Here is a 17,730-nt window from a genome sequence, read left to right as displayed (position 1 = left end):
AGGAGACAGAAATGGATATCACACAATCTATCGAAAAATTAAGGCCGCGTATACTCGATATTTTTGACCATTTACACGCAAATCCTGAAACGAGTTGGAATGAGGTGAATACGACAGCTTTCATTTCAAATATTTTAACGGAGAATCAGTGTACAGTGAAAACGTTCGAGGACTGTACAGGTGTGGTTGGGGAAATCGGGGATGGGGATTTCACGGTCGGGTTACGATCGGATATCGATGCACTTTGGCAGGAGGTGCATGGGACTTTTCAAGCCAATCACTCCTGTGGACATGATGGTCATATGACCTTGGCACTTGGGGTATTCCTGGCATTGAAGGAAATGGACTTTCGTCCAAGAGGCAAGCTGAAATTCATTTTTCAACCTGCTGAAGAAAAAGGTACGGGCGCCTTGAAGATGATTGAAGAAAAAGTATTGGATGATGTCGACTTCCTTTATGGAGTGCACTTAAGACCGGTTGAGGAAGTGAAGGATGGGCAAGCGGCGCCAGCCATTGTCCATGGAGCCGCCCAGTTCATTAAAGGTGAAATAGCGGGAACTGATGCACATGGAGCAAGACCGCATCAAGGTCAAAATGCCATCGAGATAGGGGCGGCATTCATCACTTTGTTAAATGGTATCCATCTCAATCCATCCATCCCTTATTCCGTAAAAATGACGCAGTTTTTTGCTGGCGGCGAAAGTTCCAATATCATCCCGGGGAGAGCCACTTTTTCATTGGATTTACGGGCACAGGATAATGCAGTGATGGAAGAGCTCACCAAAAAGGTGGAAAAGGTTGCAGAATCTTTGGCCATTGTCCACGGAGTCGAAGTGAAACTCGAACCGGGAACCACGGTTGCTGCAGCAACCGTGAACGATCAAGCCCAGGAAATAATGTCTGAAGCGATAGCCGAGACACTCGGGGAAGAAAATTTGGTAGCGCCTGTCATTACAACAGGAGGAGAGGATTTTCATTTTTATACGTTGAAAAGACCTGAACTTAAAGCGACGATGCTTGGATTGGGCTGTGATTTAGCACCAGGGCTCCATCATCCGGACATGACATTCAACAAAGAAGCTTTGTTATCGGGAATTGAAATCCTGGCCAAGGCCATCATACTCACTTTCGAGAAGTATGGAGAGGAGGGACAATTACATGACTGATGAATTCATCATTAAATCTCTCTCAACACTAGAGGAATTACAAGAAGTGCAGCGACTGGAAGTCCTTGTATGGGGCATGGATTGCGTTCCCATCCATCAGACGATTACTGCAGTCAAAAACGGCGGGCTTGTTTTAGGCGGCTACATCAATGGCCGGTTAGTCGGGTTTCAATACAGTTTCCCGGGATTCAAGGACGGAAGGGTATATCTTTGTTCACATATGTTAGCCATCCATCCGGCCCATCAAAAGAAGGGCTACGGCAGATTACTTAAGCTTGCGCAAAAAGAAGAAGCACTCAAAAAAGGCTACGACTTGATAACTTGGACGTATGATCCATTGGAAAGTGTGAATGCAAACTTGAATATCGGTAAGCTAAAAGCTATTTGCTCTACATATATGGAAGATTGTTATGGGAATATGAATGATACCCTCAATGAAGGATTGTCCACTGATCGATTCATGGTGGAATGGAATATACGGCAGGAAGCAAAGGAAGAGACTCCGCTTCGAAATAAAGCCATACACATCGTAACGACAGGAATGACTGACCAAGGCTTTCCTTACATCAAGGATTATCATTTCGAAACCAATGCCGAGGTGATCGCCATACCCATTCCGACGGATATTCAAAAAATCAAAAAAGCTGATCTCCGCCTTGCGATTGATTGGCGGTTAAAAACCGGTGAATTATTCAAAGCTCTTTTTGCCAAAGGATATGTTGCAGCCGGGATTGAACGGGAACAAGGTGAAAACATTCAAAACTATTTATTAAAAAAACAAGAATAAGAGGGGAATCGGGATGAAAATAACGGAAGTGCGTTTACGTCATTTAAATATGGATTTGGTAGCTCCCTTTACAACTAGCTTTGGAACGTTTGTGGATAAGGAGTTCATTCTTGTGGAAGTGAAAAATGGAGAGGGGCTTTCAGGCTGGGCTGAATCTGTGGCATTTTCAGCACCTTGGTATAACGAAGAAACCATAAAAACCAATTGGACCATGCTGGAGGATTTCCTGATTCCGCTTGTATTGGATAAAGAAATAGAGCATCCTCGTGATGTATCGGATATGTTCTCGCATATTCGTAAAAATAATATGGCAAAATCGGCAATCGAGGGAGCCATCTGGGATTTATACGCAAAAGAAAAGAATATACCATTAAGTATGGCTTTAGGCGGGGAACTGGAAAAGATCGATGTTGGGATCAGTATCGGCATCCAAAAAACGGTACCTGAATTACTGGCGAAGATAGAAGCTGGATTGAAGGATGGGTATAAAAGAATCAAAATGAAAATTCAACCAGGTTGGGATGTAGATGTAATCAGGGAAGTGCGAAATAGATATCCCGATATCCCGATCATGGCAGATGCAAACTCCGCTTACCGTCTGAAAGACATCGAATTACTGAAACAACTTGATCAATTTGATTTAATGATGATCGAGCAGCCATTGTCATCGGATGATATTGTCGATCATGCTACATTACAAGCGGAAATGAAAACACCGATTTGCTTGGATGAAAGTGTACATTCCGTCGAAGATGCAAGAAAGGCCCTTGAGTTGGGAAGCTGTAAAATCATTAATATTAAGATTGGCAGGGTTGGCGGTTTAACGGAAGCAATGAAAATACATGAATTATGTAAAGAAAGGAATGTACCGGTTTGGTGCGGAGGCATGTTGGAATCTGGTGTGGGGCGTGCCCATAATATCGCATTGACAACACTTGATAACTTCACGATGCCTGGTGATACGGCAGCATCAACAAATTATTGGCATCAAGACATCATCCAACCAGAGGTTACAGTGAATGATGGGGTCATAACCGTTCCAAAAGCAGCAGGCATTGGCTATGAAGTCGATTACGCTGCGGTCGATGAATTCACTTCTTATAGTAAAAGATATACAAATAAATAAGAGTTGGAATAAAAGAACCTCCCAACTTCATGGGCATCGGCCAGTTAACTTGAAGCTGGGAGGCTATTAAGGAACAGGATAATGATGAAAGGGAAGGTATTTCTTTTAATCTAAATTGTCAGAATAATCATTTAATTAGGGTGGTATTTAATATGAAAAACAGTATAAATCTTGCAGGAGCATATATTGGAATCATCATTGGAGCAGGTTTCGCTTCAGGACAAGAAGTGTTACAGTTCTTCACGAGTTTTGGAATCTACAGTGTATTGGGAATTGTTGTTGCTACAGCTTTATTCGCGTTTTTGGGCATGCAAGTTACCCAGTTGGGGAGCACTCTCCAAACACGTTCCCATAAAAGCATCATCGATCATATTTGCGGCCGCTTTATAGGCAGGTTGGTCGATATAATCATCACATTTTTCTTGTTTGGCGTTACAGTCATCATGATTGCCGGTTCCGGAACGATTTTTGAGGAACAATTCGGGATTCCAAGCATGGTCGGTGCAATCGTCATGACGGTGCTTACGATTGGTACGCTTTTACTTAATGTTAATAAAATAATGTCCATCATTAGTGCCGTCACACCGTTTTTATTCGTTATCATGATCATTATTTCAGGTTATTCATTTTTTACATCCGAGCTAAGTTTCAATCAAATCATTTCATCTTCAAGTGAAGGAGCGGCTGCAACCGGAAATTGGTTGATGGGTTCATTACTTTATGTTTCATATAATATGACTGCCGGAATTGCCATGCTGGCCGTAATGGGCGGGACCTTCAAGAATAAGAAACAGGCTGGTATGGGAGGCATTCTGGGAGGTATCGGATTGGGGATCTTGTTATTCTTGATCAATTTGGGGATGATGTCCGACTTGAAGGGCATAGAAGGCTCAGGTATGCCTACCCTTCATTTAGCGAACCAGATTTCTCCATGGTTGGGATATATCCTATCAATCATCCTTTTAGGAATGATTTATAATACCGCTGTCGGGATGCTGTATGCATTCACCGCCAGGTTGGTGCCTGCCGAAACGAAACGCTTTAAATTATCCGTGATCATGGTTGGGATCCTTGCTTTCCTTGCAAGTTTCGTTGGCTTTATTAAATTGGTTGGGACGGTATACCCAATCACAGGATACTTAGGTTTTGTCATCATTGCAGCGCTAATCATTTCCTGGATCCGTTCAAAAACGAAAAAAGAGGCAGTGAATCCGGAATTAGCGAAATTTTAATATCAAAGGGATTGAGTGCAGAACTGCATGAAACATTTGGCCTGACATCTTCTTCATGGAGGTGTTTTTTTTCTGTTAGCGAGGACCTTTACTCATGATCACGGCATTTTTCCTCCTTTTTTTCATACATTAGTTTAAAGGCGGAAGACAAGGGGGATATCGGATGAATGAAGCGGAGCAAAAGGCTCTGGAATATGCCATTAGTGAAATTACAGAAATAGCAACGGGGTTCGGGTTGGATTTTTACCCGATGCGCTATGAAATTTGCCCTTCAGAAATCATTTATACATTTGGTGCCTATGGGATGCCGACCCGTTTTTCTCATTGGAGCTTTGGAAAGCAATTTCATAAAATGAAGCTGCAGTACGACTTTGGATTAAGTAAAATCTATGAACTGGTCATTAACTCTGATCCTTGTTACGCTTTTCTGCTGGACTCCAATTCACTTGTGCAAAATAAATTGATTGTTGCCCACGTTTTGGCGCATTGTGATTTCTTTAAGAATAATATACGTTTCAATAATACCAAGAGAGATATGGTAGAAAGTATGTCGGCAACTGCAGAAAGAATCCGTGAATATGAAATCCTGCATGGCAAAAAGGAAGTGGAAACCTTCCTGGATGCACTTTTAGCCATTGAAGAACATATCGATCCGTCGCTGATGAGACCGAAGCTTGCCTGGACGATGGGAGATGAGGAAGAAGAAGAGGAAATAAAACCGACAGCCACACAATACGATGATTTATGGAACCTTGATAATAAGGATAAACCCAAGCAATCGAACATTAAAAAGAGAAAAAAATTCCCGCCAAGGCCTGAAAAGGATATTATGCTTTTCATAGAACAGTACAGCAGGGATTTAACCGATTGGCAACGGGATATCATGACGATGATCAGGGAAGAGATGCTATATTTCTGGCCGCAGCTGGAAACGAAAATCATGAACGAAGGCTGGGCATCCTACTGGCATCAGCGCATAATCCGTGAATTGGATCTATCCTCAGGGGAAGCCATTGAATTCGCAAAACTGAACGCAGGTGTCGTTCAGCCATCACGGACCAGCATCAATCCATATTATCTTGGATTGAAAGTGATTGAAGATATTGAAGAACGCTATGATAATCCGACCGAAGAAATGATCAGGATGGGCGTCAAGCCCGGATCAGGCCGGGAAAAGATATTCGAAGTAAGGGAAATAGAATCGGATATTTCCTTTCTCCGTAATTATTTGACGAAAGATCTGGTCATGCGGGAGGATATGTATTTATTTCAAAAACAGGGAAAGGATTATAAAATCGTCGATAAGGCATGGGAAAATGTTCGTGATCAACTCGTAAGTATGAGGGTTAACGGCGGTTTCCCCTATATCACGGTGAACGATGGGGACTTCATGCGCAATGGGGAACTTTATCTAAAACATTGGTATGAAGATATTGAACTGGATCTGAAATATCTCGAAAAAGTCATGCCATATATCCATCAGCTCTGGGGCCGCTCCGTTCATATGGAATCAGTCATAGAAGGTAAAGAAGTCCTGTTTTCCTATGATGGAAAAGGCATTCACCGGAAATATTTATAAAGCTGAAAAAACTGCCGGTGACTCGGCAGTTTTCTTGTTTTTATATGGATGCTTTTTGGAGATGTAGTATTAAATTAGGAGTGGATAAACATTTTATTGAAAATTTAACGCTTGATTAGATAAGAATATGCTTATACAATGATATTGAATAATCGTATAAGCATATTCTTATTTGTTCGAATGTGCTAGGAGGGATGAAATGAATGAGGCGTTGGATTTGGAAACAACGGCAAACATTCTTAAATTACTAGGTGATAAAACCCGTTTGACCATGATTAAGATCATGTCTGAGCATGAATGCTGTGTCTGTGAATTTGTGGACCTATTCGAAATGAGCCAGCCAGCTATCAGCCAGCATTTACGAAAGTTGAAAGATGGCGGGATCGTGAATGAAGCGAGGAGGGGACAATGGGTTTTTTACTCGTTAAACCCGTCTTCTTCCCATTACACATTTATTCAGACGGTCATCAAGGATTTGCCAAGTCAAAACTTTAAATTAGAAAACTTAACAGCACAAGGAAAACGGATTTGTTGTGACTAACTAGGAGGTACTACTTCAGTGGGATCAGTTATTTTGGCAGTTATCATTTTTTTATTAACACTCATTCTCGTCATCTGGCAGCCGAAGGGATTGTCGATCGGATGGTCAGCTTGTGGCGGTGCGGTTTTGGCCTTACTTGTTGGAGTAGTGGATTTTACTGATGTCATAGACGTGACAGCGATAGTCTGGAACGCGACACTCGCCTTCATCGCCATCATCATCATCTCGCTTATTTTGGATGAGATAGGATTTTTTGAATGGGCAGCACTGCATATGGCGAGAGCCGCCAAGGGAAATGGAGTAAGGATGTTTGTCTATGTAAGTATCCTTGGTGCTCTTGTGGCTGCTTTTTTTGCGAATGACGGTGCGGCACTTATCCTTACACCAATTGTATTAGCAATGGTTCGAGCCCTGAAATTTAGTGATAAAATGATTTTCCCGTTTATCATCGCAAGTGGGTTCATTGCTGATACAACCTCACTGCCATTAGTGGTGAGTAATCTTGTAAACATTGTATCCGCAGACTTTTTCAATATCAGTTTTGCCGAGTTTGCTTCAAGAATGATCGTACCGGACATCTTTGCACTTGTAGCAAGCATCTTGGTTTTATATTTGTTTTTCCGAAAAAGCATACCGAAAAATTACGATGTATCACAGCTTAAAAAACCAGCGGAAGCCATTAAAGACCAAAGGATGTTTAGGCTGTCCTGGATCGTATTAGGAATATTGCTGGTTGGTTATTTTGCGAGTGAATTCATTGGGGTTCCTGTATCGATCATTGCAGGCATTGTCGCCATTTTCTTCCTCATGATGGCAAGAAGGAGTCCAGCGATCAACACGAAAACCGTTATTAAAGGCGCACCATGGGCCATCGTCTTTTTCTCAATTGGCATGTATGTAGTGGTTTACAGCCTGAGAAATGTTGGATTGACGAATTTATTAACGGATTTAATCCAAGTTACCGCCGATCAAGGATTATTTGCCGCAACGATTGGAATGGGCTTCATCGCCGCCATTCTGTCATCACTTATGAATAACATGCCAACCGTTATGGTTGATGCCCTTGCCATTTCCGACACCCATACAACGGGAGCAATCAGGGAGGCACTTATTTATGCAAATGTCATCGGTTCGGACTTGGGCCCGAAAATCACACCGATCGGTTCTTTGGCTACGTTATTGTGGCTGCATGTCCTTTCATTAAAAGGCGTGAAAATCTCATGGGGAACTTACTTTAAAACGGGAATCATCTTAACCATCCCAACATTGTTCATCACATTGGTCGGCTTATATATATGGCTGCAAATCATTCATTAAACACTTACTTACAAACAAAGGAGAGAAACAGCATGGCTAAAAAAACACTTTACTTCTTATGTACAGGGAACTCTTGCAGAAGCCAAATGGCAGAAGCATGGGGGAAGAAATATTTAGGTAATGAATGGCAAGTGCTTAGCGCAGGAATCGAAGCCCATGGGTTAAATCCCAAAGCTGTAAAAGCAATGAATGAAGTTGGATTGGACATCTCCAATCAAACTTCGGATATCATTGACACTGATATTTTGAATAATGCCGATTTTGTCGTTACATTATGTGGGGATGCGGCTGACAAATGTCCAATGACGCCACCGCATGTTAAACGTGAACATTGGGGCTTTGATGACCCGGCAAAAGCGGTAGGAACAGATGAAGAAAAATGGGCAACTTTCCAACGCGTTCGTGATGAAATAGGTGAAAGAATTGCACGTTTCTCTAAAACCGGTGAATAAATGAAATTGAAAAGCCATGGGTGTTAGCAGGCGGACCAAAGACCATAAAGAAGAGCTGCCAAAATTCGGCAGCTCTTTTCATCATTAAATCTTAATATCGACCTTAGCATTTTTCTGAAGTTCTTCGACATGCTTCACAAGCTTTTCCTGTTTCTTTTGCTGCTCTAGTTGTTTCTTGATTTGCGGCTTCATTTCTTCGAGTTTCTGTACCTTCTGTCCGCTTGTTTTAGCTTGCTCAGCAACCTGGTCGTAATACTTTTGGATTTCTTCATCAGTTGCTTCTTCCACTTTAATCTCTTTTTCAACGTACTTCGTATATGGAATGTTCTCTGCGATCTGGGCATTCAGCATTTCCGAATTCAGACCTGCTTGCTTCAACGCTTCCTTGAATTTCTCTTCATTCTCATATGGCTTTTTGATTTCGGCAAGTTGCTTTTCAATTTCGGCCTTGGAAGCTGTGTAGCCCTTCTTATCAGCTGCTTGGAGCAGCAATGTTTGCCCCACTAAAGAGTTGAGCGTTTGCTCTTTAATTTGTTTGGCGCCCTCCTTGGATGTTGGGTCTTGTCCGAATTGCTGCATCTGCATTTGTGTAGTGGACAACACAGTATTATATTCCGCACCTGAAATTTTTTCGTCATTGACGATGGCTACCGTTTTCTTTTCATCCACTTTTTGTTTGTCTAGTTTCTTTTGCATTTCTTCCATCTGTTTTTGCTGTTCCTCAGTTGCTTTAGCCGTTTCTTTCTCAGTTGTTTTAGTCTCTTTCTCGTCATTTTTCTTATCAGCTTCATCGTTCGAACCACAAGCCGTCAGAGCAACTGCCAATAATCCAATGATGATTGGGTACAATAATTTCTTCATAGTTTCAGTCTCCTCTCGTATTCAATGCTAAAAAATCATCTAATGCGCATTATAAAGGAATTTCCCATTAAAACACAATATATTCATTCTTTTTTCCAGAAAACAGGAAGATAGTATAGGCATTATCTCATTATATAAGTGTAACATTCACGGAAATGAACCAATTTACCCTTCGCTTAAAAGGAATGCGAAGGCTGATCCTGGTACAGTCAGAAACTTGTAATCTATCTCTTACCACGAAACGATGCTTAGTAACTATTGTATACGAAAATTGTGTGGTATTATATACCTTATCATCCGGATATAGTTCATTTAGCCTATCTAATGAAATGATCAAATCATGAATGGAGTGAGCCGTGACAATGAGAAAAGTGAACTAAGAGATAGTATTGGAATTCCAGAAGATTATTGGAGGTAAGATTTTGGAAAGGGAAATCAAGGCTGCCAGGCGAATTGGCAGGGTATTTAAAGTTTGGGGATGCCGCCATCATTACGGATCAAGATCATCGCATACTTGATATTAATGCCTATTATGAACAGACGACAGGATATTCCAGGAGCAGCATCATTGGGTTCAAAGCTGGATTCTTGAAATCAGGGTTAACACCTTTATGTACATACACATCCTTGAAAAACGAGTTAAGGATGGGGAAACCTTGGTCAGGGGTTTTCACCAATCGAAAAAAATCGGGTGAGATTTGGCATTCCTCGATTACGATTACCCCTATTCATCTGGGGGATCAGTGGTATTTCGTAGGGGTTTTCCGTGAACTGGAACAATAGAAAGAGGGGATCTACCTTTCGGAAAAGAAAAGGGCAGAGACTCAAAGGGAATTGTTAAAGGTGCTCGCCATTTCATGCGAAATCCGTGATCCAGGCATTGAGGCGCATTTATTGAGAGTTCAAAACCTGACCGAGCAGCTTGTTATCGTTCATAATCGAAGATGCCAGCTGGAACTATCTAAAAGCTATATGAATCTTATCGTCCATTCAAGTATTCTGCATGATATCGGGAAAGCGGAGATTCCTGAGGGGATTTTATACAAACCTGGACCCTTATCTCCATATGAACGAAAAATCATCGAGATGCATCCGTTAATGGGATCCGATATTTTGAATAAGATTTCAAGGGAAATAAACAATGATGTGATCAGCAGCCTGGAAGTTGCTGAAAACATCATCCTCCATCATCATGAAAAATGGGATGAAACTGGATATCCCGATCGTTTGAAAGGTGAGGAAATCCCATTGGAAGCTCGAATCGTTGCCATTGTGGATGTGTTTGATGCATTGACCAGCAGAAGGCCGTATAAAGATTCCTGGTCAGTGGAGCGGGCATTATCTTTCATAAACGAACAAAAAGGAAAGCATTTCGATCCATCCATCGTGGTGTCTTTCTTTTCCTGTTTTGATGAAAAGGCGGCGCAGAAAAAAGGCTGCGATACCATTCGCAGCACAGGGATATAGTAAACAGCGAACTCGTCGCCTTCTGGATATGGTCGTTAACCCTTTGAGACCAAGGGCTAACGATTCTTTTAAATAAAAGGAGTTTGTAAAATGGTAAATGAATGGCTAGCAATTTACCAAAAAATAGTGAAGGTTTTTACTCCATGCCTTTTTTCTTATTTCTATAAAAGTAATAAACGACTGAGATTACCAGAATCAGCAGTACCAAAACAATTCTTATATCGTCCGATGCCTTCAATACTTGTGTTACCGAATAGGCCTCGATAAGGAGGGCAGGCATTTTTCCGATGGATGTCGCGAGAAAGAAAATCATCATTCCCGTCCTGCTTAGTGCTGCTGTAAGGTTGATCGCGCCGGATGGTATAAAGGGAAGGAGCCTAAGCATCAGGATCATCCAAAATGCATGAAACCCTTGTGATTTTTGCAGCTGCATGATCCACCGGTTCTTCATGAACTTGGGTTTGAATGTTTGAAAGCCCTTTCGATATAACCAAAAGCTGAACACTGCACCGGCAATTTCTCCTATGTAAGAAAGGATCAACCCCTTTTCAAATCCAAATACGCTGATATTGGCGGCCGTGATGAATACGCTTGGAATAAAACCAAGCACACTGATCAATATATTGAATGCTAAACTTACAGAAATGGAAAAAGGGCCGCTGGATTGTAATGCCTCAGTAATGAAATCCATATCAATCCACAGAACTCCATTTATACCCTATGCCCCAGACCGTTTTCAAATGTTGATCTGCTGGAAAACCGGCATGACGCAATTTCTCTCTAATATTTCGAATATGGGAATCGATTGTCCGATCTTCGGTATCCGTTTTAAATCCCCATATGGTCGAAAGCAGGTGGTCTCTGGAATACACTTGATCTGGGGATTTTAAAAACAAGCACAGCAGTGAGAACTCTTTCGGTGTTAATGGGATTGTTTTGGTATCATAATGTGCTTCATAAGCGGATTCATTTAATTTTAGCCCCCTAAAGATCACAGAATCATCCTGATTATGCACTCGCCGCGTCACAGCTTCGATTCTGGCAAGTAAAACTTCTTCATGAAAGGGTTTGGTAATATAATCGTCTGCGCCCTTTTTCAACCCCTTCACCATTTCTTGTGCACCATCCCGGGCGGTGAGCATGATTATGGGAATGTTGGAAAACGCACGGATCCTTTCGCACGTTTCCCACCCATCCATTTCAGGCATCATTACATCAAGAAGTACTATGTCCGCATGTTCATGCGTTAAGAACTGTAAGGCTTCATGTCCAGATTTCATCTTCATGCATGTATATCCGTGAGGTTTAATGTATAGCTCTAATAGATCAAGCATTCTCTGTTCATCATCAACCAGAACTACTGTCATCATTTGTTATCTCCTTAAATGTGATAGTGAAGCACGTTCCTTGCTCCAAGTTGCTTTTAACCGAAATGGTTCCTCCTTGTACCTCCACTAATTGCTTGACGATGGAGAGCCCCAACCCGAATCCACCGGTATCTCTGGCGCGTGATTTCTCGACACGATATAAACGATCGAAGATATGGGGGATATCTTCAGGGGGAATGCCAACCCCTTGATCGATTATGGAGATGGAAATCCTGCCATTGCATTCAGTGGCTTTGATGGTGGTGACTGTATATTCGTTCGAGTACTTCAGCGCATTATCCAACAGGTTAAGAATGACTTGCTCAAACCGTGAGGGATCTACATCTATAAATAAATCATCCTTGCATTCCAGATTCAATTGAATTCTTTCATTTACAAAAGCCGGTAACACTTTTTCATGTATGTTTTGCAGGAATGAAGAGAGCTGGACGGTTTCCTTTGATATGGTGAATGTATTTACATCCATTCTGGCCATATTGAATAGTTCGTCCAATAATCTGTTTAATCGTTCGGATTCATCATGGATGATCTCTAAGTATCGTGTTCGTTCGGATGCATCCAAATCTTTCCGGCGGGTTATATCAGCGTATCCCTTGATATAAGTTAGCGGCGTGCGCAGTTCATGGGAGATACTTGCCAAAAATTCATTGCGTTCCTTCTTTAAATAGTTCAATTCATTAGCCAAGCTTTGAATGGATTGGGCAAGCTCCCCTAGTTCATCATGAGATCGTACCGGCACAGCCACTGAAAAATTCCCTTTGCTGAGCTTTGTTGTCGCTTCCTTCATCGAAATTAGCGGTCTAGTCAAAGCTTTTGATAGAAAATAGATGGTGATAAGCATGAATATAAGGAGCAATGCAGTCGCAAAAAGGAAATGCCTATTCAATTGTGCGATCAAATCCTCAACATCTCTAGTATCTTTGAACATATAAACATAGCCTTTTTTTTCTTTATTACTGATAAATGGCGTAACGGTGGCTATATATCTTTCATCCTTCCAACTTGATTGGATGACCATACCTTTTCGGGGTACTTGCGGGATGTTTTTTGCCAAGATTTTTTTCATTCCCCCATTAACCTTTGCGGAAGATATCAGATTATCTCCTCTTGTGTCCGTAATCACGACATCTGTATCGGTATGGTATTCCATCAGGCCGATATGCTGAAGGGTAGAGTCGGAATACGTGATTTCCAACACATCACGATGACTGTTGCCACGGGCCTTCAGTGATTCCAATTCTTGATTGATACGGGAATGGATCACTTTATTATGCAGGTAAATCATGGAGATGGTTTCCATCAAAAAAATGCAAACAAATATAGATAGTCCGAGTTTAAAGGATATTTTCAGGAGTATTCACCTTCTTATAGCATAAAGTCAGTTTAGCGAAAAAGTATGAAGAAAGTATGCAGTTTTTTTCAATTTCTTCGCACCTTTTAAACAACGATAATCCGAATGATGACTTGTTGCAAGAGAGACTATATTTTTAATGGGTCAAAACTGTCATTTTTTTCAGCCTTGTATAGGGGAAATGGGGAGGAATACTTCCTCCCAATAAACATGTACTTAGCTTTGCTATGCGGCAACATTAGAAAAATATTATTTTCCAGGAGGGAATCATTTAACATATTTATTTTGAAAGTTGTTATTAATTATTTATAGCTGCTCTTATTTTAATTTAATCTATAATAAATTGAAACTGCCGGGAAAATAGGCAGTTTTTTTGATTTAGTTTATACAAAATGTTTTGTCTTAAGGAAACATTTTGTCGTGAATGAATACTATGTAAAAAAGGAGCTGATCCATATGAATTGTACAAACCGTACGCAGAAAAAAATAATGGCTTATTCCGCATTATTCAAAAAAATGGGCATTCTCAATGATGAAGAATACAAAAATATCGCAAAGACCTTTCAATCAAAGGATTGAGGAAGTGTCCATTGGATATTCATAAACTTTTAACCTGCATTAAAATGGCTGTAAAACCCCCGCCTTTCAATTTTCGAAGTAGGAGGGGGACTGCAGTCTATTAGGAAATCAAGGAAGTGTCGCGATGTTGTCAATTTGTCCGGCTCTGATTCCTATTGATTTCCATATTTTGGAGGATAGCCGTACAGCTGGATGAAGTGATGGACCTTTAGTTTGAAATACTACATATACGATGGACATTTCTTGGCAAATAGGAGGGAGTTCATTGAAAAGGAATACAAAAAAATTTCTTGCGTTATGAGAAGTGAAAAGGAAGATTATTGTGATCCGATGGTGTTCTCTGCGATAATGGAATAAAGAAATTGAAAAGGAGTTACGTAGGATGGCAGAGGACTTTAAGATTCCCAGCTTGAAAGTTGATGAGATCGATAAGAAAATCATATCGGTTTTACATGAAGATGCACGAATTTCGTATACCGACTTAGCGAAGAAAGTGGAGCTGTCCAGAGTTGCGGTTCAGATGAGAATTAATCATCTTGTTGAAAACGGTGTGATCGAGAGGTTCACTGCAGTCATAAATCCAGCTAAGGTCGGCATCCATGTTTCGGCATTCTTTAACGTTGAGGTTGAGCCAAAATATCTGGAATCGGTCGCGCAGCAATTAGAAAGTGAACCGGCTGTTACGAGTTTATATCATATGACCGGTCCGAGTAAACTGCATATGCACGGAATCTTTACTGATAATCAAGAGATGGAACGCTTTCTTAATGAGAAACTGTATGCGGTCGTCGGTGTTGTCAGCGTTGATTGCCAAATTCTCATTAAACGTTATAAAAGCCGGATGGGCATGAAGCTTTAATGAAAAACCCCCCTATATAGGAGGGAGGATTTTTTATTATGATGTGAGCGGGATGATAAAGCCGCCGTATGCAAAGGCAAAAATGATTACGAATGCCGGGTGGATCTTGAATTTACCTAAAGCCAAGAAGGCCAATCCAGCGATGACAATTGAATGGATGTAGCCAATGGACCCGACCGCATCCGCGGCCATATTCCAGGTGAGCAATAACATCATGATCGCGATCACGGGCTGTACAAGCAGTGACATGCCTTTTACGATAGGCGATTGCTTGTATTTTCGCAGGATTTTTAATAAATATATCAAAGCCACGGCTGAAGGGATGATCGTGCCTGCCAATGCAGCCAGGAATCCTGGCCAGCCATATACATCATATCCGACATATGCGGCTATTTTCGTGGCGATGGGTCCTGGGAGTGAATTTCCTAACGCAAGCATTTGTGAGAACTCGGTATTATCAAGCCAGCCATAACGGGTGACGATTTGATCATACATTAGCGGAATCGAGGCTGGGCCTCCGCCGTAACCAAGAATATTGGCAATGAAAAACGCTAGAAAAACAGCAACTCCTATTGGGATAAAAATACCCATTAAGCGGATTCCTCCTTCCTATCAGTCTTTTTATTTTTCAATCTATCCTTTAATTTATAATGAAACGCCCCATATAAAAGAAATATCATAATGACAATACCCGGATGCAGGGAAATGACCTGCAGAAGCAAAAAGGAAATCGCAAAAAAGGTGATTCCGAGCACCCTTCCTAACCCTTTTACCGCCTTTTCGCCAAACTCATAAGCCATTTGACCAAGCATGACAGCGACAACCGGCATTACAGCAGCGATCATATTACTGATCATCGCCGAATTACTTAAAACATTAATGAACGCAATCAAGAAAACCATCGCAAAGCATGAAGGTAACACGTGAGCGGCCACACTTACGATGGCTCCTGGCCAGCCTTTTAATTTATAACCAAGATATGCTGCCATCTTCGTGGCAATCGGTCCTGGGAGTGTATTGGCAATCGCCAAAGTGTCCCCGAATTCATCATCGTCAAGCCAGTGATAACGGGAAACTGCTTCGTGGCGGATGAGCGGAATGACAGATGGCCCGCCGCCGAATCCTAATATCCCCGTTCTCATCATTCCAATCGTCAATTCCGTATATGGATTTTTCAAAAACGATTCCTCCTTTGTTATAAAATCCAGCATTCATTTCCAAGATTATGAATTAATGATAACAAAAATTATTTCGAAATGTACATCAAACAATGATAATAATTACGTAATGAATGTATATTTAGGGATTTTCAATAAAATAGGTTGAAAAAAACAAAAGAAAATATCTTTTTGTCTTAAGGGATGAAAATTGAATTACATAAGACAAACAAGCAATAATGCTATTACCATTAGTGCGGTGGGTTCTTGGACTCCGCCTTATTGAAGGGGAATAAGAGGAGAAATTATATACAAAAAAACAACTTTTCTACAATCCCCTTTTTCAAACCCAAAAAAGTACCCTATAGGCAGCCTTTTTCTGAGTGACTGCTCTATAGGGTACTTTTTATTATATAACTCTAATAAACATTTTTAATGTGGGTCATTCTTCCCGAATGACTAATAACACACCGATAAAAATTAAGATTGTACCGATCCAGAACGACAAGCCGATTTGTTCACCTAGTATTAACCAACCTAAAAAAGTACCGACTATAGGCTGTAAAAAGAAAAATAGTCCGCCACTTGAAGCGGTAAGCATTTGCAGTCCGCGATTCCACAGTAAAAAGGCACATGCTGTGGAAATAACGCCTAAGTATAGAAGGCCGCCCCATATGGATGGATGCGTGATTGCTTGAAAATCAAGCTCATCCAATCGACTAATCGTAACAGGTGTTAAAAAGACAATGGCCACAAGCACTGCATAGGTCGTTATAACAATTTGTGAATATTGCCCAGGTACACGTTTAACTAGAACAGACATAAGTGCCCAAGTTAACGCAGCAATAAGCAGTGATACGCCCCCAAGTTGGTAAGATGAGCCAATATGGGCATTCCCGACAATGATACCGACACCTATTGTCGCTAAAATAACAGAAATTGATTTTTTAAAAGTGATCTTTTCTTTTAAAACGATAAGTGCGAATATCACCATGAATGCAGGTGTTGTTGAAGTGATGATGGCTCCCATTTGTGCAGTGGATAGCAGCGTACCGACTTCCTGGGTTACGATGGAAATGGTGTTTCCAACAAGTCCTATAATGAAAACCAAAAGCCAGTCTCGTTTTTCAATCCGCCAAGATTGTTTTGTTATAAAACCAATTGTCAGCAATGCTAAAATCGCAATTACATATCGTAATAATACTAATTCAAGAGGCGGAACAACGTCTACCACAACTTTTACCACAACATACATCCCGCCCCAAATGCTGGCAGCGAGTGATAGATATAAAGAACCTATTATAGTGTTTTTCATTTTGTACCCTCCGTTTTAACCAAACATTTCCAGTCCTTAACGGAGATGCAATTTTTCTGCCGTTAAGGAAGAAAAACTGCAGGTACATCATTTTCGAATAGTGGTGACCACAACATCAGCTTTCAGCTCACTTTCAAAAAATATTTATTTTCAATGATTTTAGCTAATTAAAAAGCTATTCCGGGCTGCTACTGATCATTCGTTTCAAACATCAGTAATTTAAAAAACATACTCATTTAAATATACAGGACTTTAGATTAATAAAACAACAAATTATCGTATTAAACCTAGCGTACCATTAAGATCATTCGTATTATACTAAAACTTAAAACACAGGAAAAACCCCTGCCTTAAAAACTGGTGGGGTTTCTATTAGGTTAATGGATTCTAGTTGGAATAAAAAGAGGGATTTATAGGGAAGGGAAACAAATGGTACAGTAATAATGCTGGCCAAATTGTCAGTAGCGGTAATGATGTAAGTAATAAGCTGGAAAGAAAAGGTGGATTAGGATTAATAGGCTCCCTTAAAGAGTTTAATCCTAATCCACCGTTA

18 protein-coding genes are annotated in these 17,730 nt (G+C 40.8%); 11 read left to right on the top strand and 7 right to left on the bottom strand.

Features of this window, described 5'->3' with window-relative positions; translation table 11 throughout:
- Positions 1-11: 11 nt before the first annotated feature.
- From ACIQYG_RS08065 to arsC, 8 genes are all read left to right on the top strand, one after another.
- The gene (locus tag ACIQYG_RS08065) at positions 12-1,166 is read left to right on the top strand and encodes a M20 peptidase aminoacylase family protein (protein ID WP_402836887.1); all 1,155 of its coding nucleotides are present in this window, start codon (positions 12-14) and stop codon (positions 1,164-1,166) included.
- Positions 1,159-1,953, top strand: coding sequence for a GNAT family N-acetyltransferase (locus tag ACIQYG_RS08060; protein ID WP_402836885.1), 795 nt, complete (start codon positions 1,159-1,161; stop codon positions 1,951-1,953). Before ACIQYG_RS08065 ends, ACIQYG_RS08060 begins: the two co-directional genes overlap by 8 nt.
- A 13-nt stretch (positions 1,954-1,966) precedes the next feature.
- On the top strand, positions 1,967-3,079 hold the full coding sequence (gene menC / locus ACIQYG_RS08055; protein WP_402836883.1) for an o-succinylbenzoate synthase: 1,113 nt from the start codon (positions 1,967-1,969) through the stop codon (positions 3,077-3,079).
- Between the two features lie 152 nt (positions 3,080-3,231).
- A complete protein-coding gene (locus ACIQYG_RS08050) occupies positions 3,232-4,311 on the top strand; it encodes a YkvI family membrane protein (RefSeq protein ID WP_402836882.1) in 1,080 nt (359 codons plus the stop codon).
- 163 nt (positions 4,312-4,474) lie between these two features.
- Positions 4,475-5,890: a SpoVR family protein gene (locus tag ACIQYG_RS08045; protein WP_402836880.1), complete on the top strand. Its 1,416-nt coding sequence runs from the start codon at positions 4,475-4,477 to the stop codon at positions 5,888-5,890.
- A 199-nt stretch (positions 5,891-6,089) separates the two neighbouring features.
- Positions 6,090-6,431, top strand: a complete 342-nt coding sequence (locus tag ACIQYG_RS08040; protein WP_402836878.1) for an ArsR/SmtB family transcription factor — start codon at positions 6,090-6,092, stop codon at positions 6,429-6,431.
- 18 nt (positions 6,432-6,449) lie between these two features.
- Positions 6,450-7,748: an arsenic transporter gene (locus tag ACIQYG_RS08035; protein ID WP_402836876.1), complete on the top strand. Its 1,299-nt coding sequence runs from the start codon at positions 6,450-6,452 to the stop codon at positions 7,746-7,748.
- A gap of 32 nt (positions 7,749-7,780) precedes the next feature.
- The gene (arsC, locus tag ACIQYG_RS08030) at positions 7,781-8,200 is read left to right on the top strand and encodes an arsenate reductase (thioredoxin) (RefSeq protein ID WP_402836874.1); all 420 of its coding nucleotides are present in this window, start codon (positions 7,781-7,783) and stop codon (positions 8,198-8,200) included.
- A gap of 84 nt (positions 8,201-8,284) precedes the next feature.
- Here the strand turns inward: arsC and ACIQYG_RS08025 are convergent, their stop codons facing one another.
- Positions 8,285-9,061 carry a SurA N-terminal domain-containing protein gene (locus ACIQYG_RS08025; RefSeq protein ID WP_402836872.1) on the bottom strand — a complete coding sequence of 259 codons (777 nt, stop codon included), beginning with the start codon at positions 9,059-9,061 and terminating at the stop codon, positions 8,285-8,287.
- A 408-nt stretch (positions 9,062-9,469) separates the two neighbouring features.
- Here ACIQYG_RS08025 and ACIQYG_RS08020 point away from each other — a divergent pair, with 408 nt between their 5' ends.
- Positions 9,470-9,844, top strand: coding sequence for a PAS domain-containing protein (locus ACIQYG_RS08020; RefSeq protein ID WP_402836870.1), 375 nt, complete (start codon positions 9,470-9,472; stop codon positions 9,842-9,844).
- A 111-nt stretch (positions 9,845-9,955) separates the two neighbouring features.
- A complete protein-coding gene (locus ACIQYG_RS08015; RefSeq protein WP_402836868.1) occupies positions 9,956-10,528 on the top strand; it encodes an HD-GYP domain-containing protein in 573 nt (190 codons plus the stop codon).
- A gap of 136 nt (positions 10,529-10,664) precedes the next feature.
- On the opposite strand, the gene ACIQYG_RS08010 is transcribed toward ACIQYG_RS08015, so the two are convergent.
- Genes ACIQYG_RS08010 through ACIQYG_RS08000 form a run of 3 tightly spaced genes read right to left on the bottom strand, consistent with a single transcriptional unit; the run spans position 10,665 to position 13,201 of the window.
- Positions 10,665-11,219, bottom strand: a complete 555-nt coding sequence (locus ACIQYG_RS08010) for a TVP38/TMEM64 family protein (protein ID WP_402836867.1) — start codon at positions 11,217-11,219, stop codon at positions 10,665-10,667.
- A 1-nt stretch (position 11,220) separates the two neighbouring features.
- Complete coding sequence (locus ACIQYG_RS08005) at positions 11,221-11,898, bottom strand: response regulator transcription factor (RefSeq protein ID WP_402836865.1); 678 nt, start codon at positions 11,896-11,898, stop codon at positions 11,221-11,223.
- Positions 11,876-13,201: a sensor histidine kinase gene (locus ACIQYG_RS08000; RefSeq protein ID WP_402836863.1), complete on the bottom strand. Its 1,326-nt coding sequence runs from the start codon at positions 13,199-13,201 to the stop codon at positions 11,876-11,878. The genes ACIQYG_RS08005 and ACIQYG_RS08000 overlap by 23 nt, the downstream gene beginning before the upstream one ends.
- Positions 13,202-14,228: 1,027 nt before the next feature.
- Between ACIQYG_RS08000 and chrS the strand changes: the two genes are divergently transcribed.
- Entirely contained in the window at positions 14,229-14,705 is a 477-nt protein-coding gene (gene chrS, locus ACIQYG_RS07995; protein ID WP_034315019.1) for a chromate efflux transcriptional regulator ChrS, read from the top strand.
- 36 nt (positions 14,706-14,741) lie between these two features.
- Here the strand turns inward: chrS and chrA are convergent, their stop codons facing one another.
- The 3 genes from chrA to ACIQYG_RS07980 form a co-directional block, all read right to left on the bottom strand.
- Positions 14,742-15,296 carry a chromate efflux transporter ChrA gene (gene chrA, locus ACIQYG_RS07990; RefSeq protein WP_402836860.1) on the bottom strand — a complete coding sequence of 185 codons (555 nt, stop codon included), beginning with the start codon at positions 15,294-15,296 and terminating at the stop codon, positions 14,742-14,744.
- The gene (gene chrB / locus ACIQYG_RS07985; RefSeq protein WP_402836856.1) at positions 15,296-15,883 is read right to left on the bottom strand and encodes a chromate efflux transporter ChrB; all 588 of its coding nucleotides are present in this window, start codon (positions 15,881-15,883) and stop codon (positions 15,296-15,298) included. Before chrB ends, chrA begins: the two co-directional genes overlap by 1 nt.
- 421 nt (positions 15,884-16,304) lie before the next feature.
- Positions 16,305-17,177 (bottom strand): DMT family transporter, encoded by an 873-nt coding sequence (locus ACIQYG_RS07980; RefSeq protein WP_402836855.1) that lies wholly within the window; start codon positions 17,175-17,177, stop codon positions 16,305-16,307.
- Positions 17,178-17,730: the final 553 nt, after the last annotated feature.

Source organism: Peribacillus sp. NPDC096622 (genome assembly GCF_044762665.1).
GTDB lineage: Bacteria > Bacillota > Bacilli > Bacillales > DSM-1321 > Peribacillus > Peribacillus frigoritolerans_B.
Note: the sequence above shows the minus strand (reverse complement) of the source record. Positions and strands in the feature narration are given on the sequence as shown.